Consider the following 4,831-nt stretch of genomic DNA (forward strand, 5'->3'; position numbering starts at 1 on the left):
TACACCATTGAAACCCATCCCCTCCCGCCCCATCTAAGCACCATAGTCATTCACGCAGGTGCCCCATGAGCGACCAGCAGGATTTCCCCGAACACCCTGACGAACACAGCGAAGTCGAACACACCCTCCAGGCCGAAGCCGGCCACGCCCTCGCCCTGCCCGGCCAGCAGCTGCCGGACAAGGTCTACGTCATCCCGATCCACAACCGCCCGTTCTTCCCGGCCCAGGTACTGCCGGTCATCGTCAATGAAGAACCCTGGGCCGAAACGCTCGACCTGGTGGCCAAGTCACCGGACCACTGCCTGGCGCTGTTCTTCATGGACACCCCGCCAGAAGACCACCGCCACTTCGACACCTCGGCACTGCCGCAGTACGGCACGCTGGTCAAGGTGCACCATGCCAGCCGCGAAAACGGCAAATTGCAGTTCGTCGCCCAGGGCCTGTCCCGGGTGCGCATCCGCAACTGGCTCAAGCACCACCGCCCGCCCTACCTGGTCGAAGTCGAATACCCGCGCCAGCCCGCCGAGCCGACCGACGAGGTCAAAGCCTACGGCATGGCACTGATCAACGCGATCAAAGAGCTGCTGCCGCTCAACCCGCTGTACAGCGAAGAGCTGAAGAACTACCTCAACCGCTTCAGCCCCAACGACCCTTCACCGCTCACCGACTTCGCCGCCGCGCTCACCTCGGCCACCGGCAACCAGTTGCAGGAAGTGCTCGATTGCGTGCCCATGCTCAAACGCATGGAAAAGGTACTGCCAATGCTGCGCAAAGAGGTGGAAGTCGCACGCTTGCAGAACGAGATTTCGGCCGAGGTCAACCGGCAGATCGGCGAGCACCAGCGCGAATTCTTCCTGAAGGAACAACTCAAGGTCATCCAGCAGGAGCTGGGGCTGACCAAGGACGACCGCAGCGCCGACCTCGAACAGTTCGAACAGCGCCTGGAAGGCAAGACCCTGCCGCCCCAGGCACGCAAGCGCATCGATGAAGAGATGGGCAAGTTGGCCATCCTGGAAACCGGCTCGCCCGAATACGCCGTCACCCGCAACTATCTGGAATGGGCCACCGCCCTGCCGTGGGGCGTGTACGGCAAAGACAAGCTCGACCTCAAGCATGCGCGCAAAGTCCTCGACCAGTACCATTCCGGCCTCGACGACATCAAGGAGCGCATCCTCGAGTTCCTCGCCGTGGGCGCCTGGAAAGGCGAAATCAGCGGCTCGATCGTGCTGTTGGTGGGCCCGCCCGGGGTAGGCAAGACCAGCATCGGCAAGTCCATCGCCGAATCGCTCGGCCGGCCGTTCTACCGCTTCAGCGTCGGCGGCATGCGTGATGAAGCCGAGATCAAGGGCCACCGCCGCACCTACATCGGCGCCCAGCCCGGCAAGCTGGTGCAGGCCCTGAAAGACGTCGAAGTGATGAACCCGGTGATCATGCTCGACGAAATCGACAAGATGGGCCAGAGCTACCAAGGTGACCCGGCATCAGCGTTGCTGGAAACCCTCGACCCCGAGCAGAACGTCGACTTCCTCGACCACTACCTCGACCTGCGCCTGGACTTGTCCAAGGTGTTGTTCGTGTGCACTGCCAACACCCTTGATTCAATACCCGGGCCGTTGCTCGACCGCATGGAAGTGATCCGCCTGTCCGGCTATATCACCGAAGAGAAACTGACCATCGCCAAGCGCCACCTGTGGCCCAAGCAACTGGAAAAGGCCGGCGTTTCCAAGACCAGCCTCAGCATCAGCGACAGCGCCCTGCGCCTGGTGATCGACGGCTATGCCCGCGAAGCCGGCGTGCGCCAGTTGGAGAAGCAACTGGGCAAACTGGTGCGCAAAGCTGTGGTCAAGCTGCTGGAGAACCCCGAAGCCAAGCTGAAGATCGGCGCCAAGGACCTGGAAACCGCGCTCGGCATGCCGGTGTTCCGCAGCGAACAGGTACTGGCTGGCAAAGGCGTGATCACCGGCCTGGCCTGGACCAGCATGGGCGGTGCCACGCTGCCGATCGAGGCGACCCGCATCCACACCCACAACCGAGGCTTCAAGCTGACCGGCAAGCTGGGTGACGTGATGAAGGAGTCTGCCGAAATTGCCTATAGCTACATCAGCTCCAACCTCAAACAATTTGGCGGGGATACAGGTTTCTTCAACGAAGCGTTCATCCACTTGCACGTACCCGAAGGCGCCACGCCCAAGGACGGCCCGAGTGCCGGCATCACAATGGCCAGCGCTTTGCTTTCACTGGCCCGCGACCAGCCTGCCAAAAAAGGTGTCGCCATGACGGGCGAGCTCACCCTCACCGGCCAGGTACTGCCGATTGGCGGCGTGCGCGAGAAAGTGATTGCTGCGCGGCGGCAGAAGATTTTCGAACTGATCCTGCCGGAGCCTAACCGCGGCGACTTCGAAGAACTGCCGGAGTACCTGCGCGAAGGGCTGACAGTGCACTTCGCCAAGCGCTTTGCCGACGTGGCGAAAGTGCTGTTCTAGCCTGAACCGGCCTCTTCGCGGGCAAGCCCGTTCCTACAGGGAACCCTTGCAGGAGCGGGCTTGCCCGCGAAGGGGCCGGCACAGGCAACACAAATTTCCTCGATCATCGGTTATCCTCAGGCCATCGCCAGCCTTCGGAGCCACCATGACCTCTCCTCGTCTGCTCGTTCCCCTGAGCTTCGCCCTGCTTTCTGCCTGCGCGCAACAATCCTCGCAGCCCGTTGACCTGGACGCCGAAAGCGAATGCCCCAAGCGCCTGCAGGTCGGTCAGATCCTGACGCTAACCCTGCCCAGCAACCCCACCACCGGCTACCGCTGGCTGGTACAGAATCCGGCGCCCAACGTGTTGCAAAGTCTTGGCCCCGAGGTTTACAGCGCGCCTGAAGACACCGGCATCGTCGGCAGCTCGGGCATGTCGACCTGGCGCTTCCAGGCCCGCGCGACTGGCGAAGGGAACCTGGTATTGATCTACCAGCAACCCTGGGCCCCGGAAGTGCGCCCCGTGCAGACCTTCGATTGCGCCATTCGGGTCAATTGAACGCAAAGCGCTGGTCAGCCAACCATGCATCCAGGCTGCGGTTTGGCTAGAATGCGCCCCCTGCCTATCACCAGCCACCTGGATTCACCGTGAGCAAACAACCCGACCGCCTTTTCTCCCAACCCCTGGAGCAGGTGCCCGACTTCGTCTTCAACGAGGACGTCGTGCGTGTGTTCCCGGACATGATCAAGCGCTCGGTGCCCGGTTACCCAACCATTGTCGAAAACCTCGGCGTGCTGGCCGCTCGGTTCGCCCAGCCAGGCACCGCGCTGTACGACCTGGGCGCATCGCTGGGTGCCGTTACCCAGTCGCTGCGTCGCCATGTACGCAGCGACGGCTGCAGGGTAATCGCGGTGGATAACTCCGCCGCCATGGTCGAGCGCTGCCGCCAGTACCTCACTGCACAAGATTCGATGTTCCAGGAGTTGCTGCCGGTGCACGTGCTGGAGGCCGATATCCTTACCCTGCCCTTCGAGCCCGCCTCGGTAGTGGCGATGAACTTCACCCTGCAGTTCATCGCCCCTGACCAGCGCCTTGAACTGCTCGGGCGAATCCGCCAGGCGCTGCTGCCCGGCGGCGCGCTGATTCTCTCGGAGAAGCTGCGCTTTGCCGATGAGCAAGAGCAGGACCTGCTCAATGAACTGCACCTGGATTTCAAACGGGCCAATGGCTACAGCGAACTGGAGATCGCCCAGAAGCGCAGCGCCATCGAGAACGTGATGAAGCCCGATACACTCGAAGCCCACCAGGAACGCCTGCGCGCAGCCGGCTTCTCGAAAGTGGTGCCTTGGTTCCAATGCCTTAACTTCGCCTCGTTGATAGCCCTGCCATGATCGATCTGTCTCCCCTCGTCCGCCGCCTGGTGGGCACGCCCCTGGCTTCCTGGTCACAAGGCCTGCAAGCGCAACTGGACGCCAAGCTGGAAAAGGGCCACGGTGACCTCGACCGCTGGCGCGGGGCGCTGGAAGCCCTGCCCGCCCTGCAACCCAGTGAAATCGACCTGGTCAACGGGTTACGTCTGGATTGCGAGTGCGACGACGCCACCCGCGCGCAGATGCGCCAGGCATTGATGGGCCTGTCGCCTTGGCGCAAAGGGCCGTTCGACCTGTTTGGCGTGCACGTTGACACCGAATGGCGTTCGGACTGGAAGTGGTCGCGGGTTGGCCCGCACCTGGACCTCAAGGGCAAGCGCGTACTCGACGTGGGCTGTGGCAATGGCTACTACCAGTGGCGCATGCTCGGTGCCGGCGCGGACATGGTGATCGGGGTCGACCCCAACTGGCTGTTCTTCTGCCAGTTCCAGGCCGTGCAGCAGTACCTGCCGGAGTTGCCGGCCTGGCACCTGCCATTCGCCCTGGAAGACCTGCCCGCCAACCTGGAAGGTTTCGACACCGTGTTTTCCATGGGCGTGTTCTATCACCGCCGCTCGCCCATCGAGCACCTGCTGGCGCTCAAGGACTGCCTGGTCAAAGGTGGCGAGCTGGTGCTGGAAACGCTGGTTATCGAGGGCGACGAAAACCAGGTGCTGGTGCCTGAGGACCGCTACGCACAGATGCGCAATGTCTGGTACCTGCCGTCGGTACCGGCGCTGGCCCGCTGGTTGCGCCGTGCCGGCTTCAGCGATGTGCGCTGCGTCGACGTAAGCGTGACCAGCGTCGAGGAACAGCGCAGCACCGAGTGGATGCGCTACCAGTCGCTGAGCGACTTCCTCGACCCGAACGACCACAGCAAGACCGTCGAAGGCCTGCCAGCCCCACGCCGCGCCACCCTGCTGGCGCGCAAATAAAAAAGGCGCCCGCATGGGTAATGC

The 4,831-nt window shown here is 62.9% G+C and carries 4 protein-coding genes; all 4 read left to right on the top strand.

Going from position 1 to position 4,831, the window contains the following annotated elements; translation table 11 throughout:
- Positions 1 to 65 precede the first annotated feature (65 nt).
- The 4 genes from lon (at position 66) to cmoB (ending at position 4,807) form a co-directional block, all read left to right on the top strand.
- Entirely contained in the window at positions 66 to 2,483 is a 2,418-nt protein-coding gene (lon, locus tag ACF8GF_RS21720) for an endopeptidase La (protein ID WP_176682692.1), read from the top strand.
- A 145-nt stretch (positions 2,484 to 2,628) separates the two neighbouring features.
- Positions 2,629 to 3,021 carry a protease inhibitor I42 family protein gene (locus tag ACF8GF_RS21725; protein WP_392488476.1) on the top strand — a complete coding sequence of 131 codons (393 nt, stop codon included), beginning with the start codon at positions 2,629 to 2,631 and terminating at the stop codon, positions 3,019 to 3,021.
- A gap of 89 nt (positions 3,022 to 3,110) precedes the next feature.
- Positions 3,111 to 3,854, top strand: coding sequence for a carboxy-S-adenosyl-L-methionine synthase CmoA (cmoA, locus tag ACF8GF_RS21730; protein ID WP_392488477.1), 744 nt, complete (start codon positions 3,111 to 3,113; stop codon positions 3,852 to 3,854).
- A complete protein-coding gene (gene cmoB, locus ACF8GF_RS21735) occupies positions 3,851 to 4,807 on the top strand; it encodes a tRNA 5-methoxyuridine(34)/uridine 5-oxyacetic acid(34) synthase CmoB (RefSeq protein WP_392460542.1) in 957 nt (318 codons plus the stop codon). The genes cmoA and cmoB overlap by 4 nt, the downstream gene beginning before the upstream one ends.
- Positions 4,808 to 4,831 lie beyond the last annotated feature (24 nt).

Origin of the sequence: Pseudomonas sp. yb_5 (assembly GCF_043103865.1) — a bacterium.
GTDB lineage: Bacteria > Pseudomonadota > Gammaproteobacteria > Pseudomonadales > Pseudomonadaceae > Aquipseudomonas > Aquipseudomonas putida_Y.

Coding starts and splice junctions, on each gene's coding strand:
- ACF8GF_RS21725 (WP_392488476.1), top strand. CDS start 2,629: ATGACCTCTCCTCGTCTGCTCGTTCCCCTGAGCTTCGCCCTGCTTTCT.
- lon (WP_176682692.1), top strand. CDS start 66: ATGAGCGACCAGCAGGATTTCCCCGAACACCCTGACGAACACAGCGAA.
- cmoB (WP_392460542.1), top strand. CDS start 3,851: ATGATCGATCTGTCTCCCCTCGTCCGCCGCCTGGTGGGCACGCCCCTG.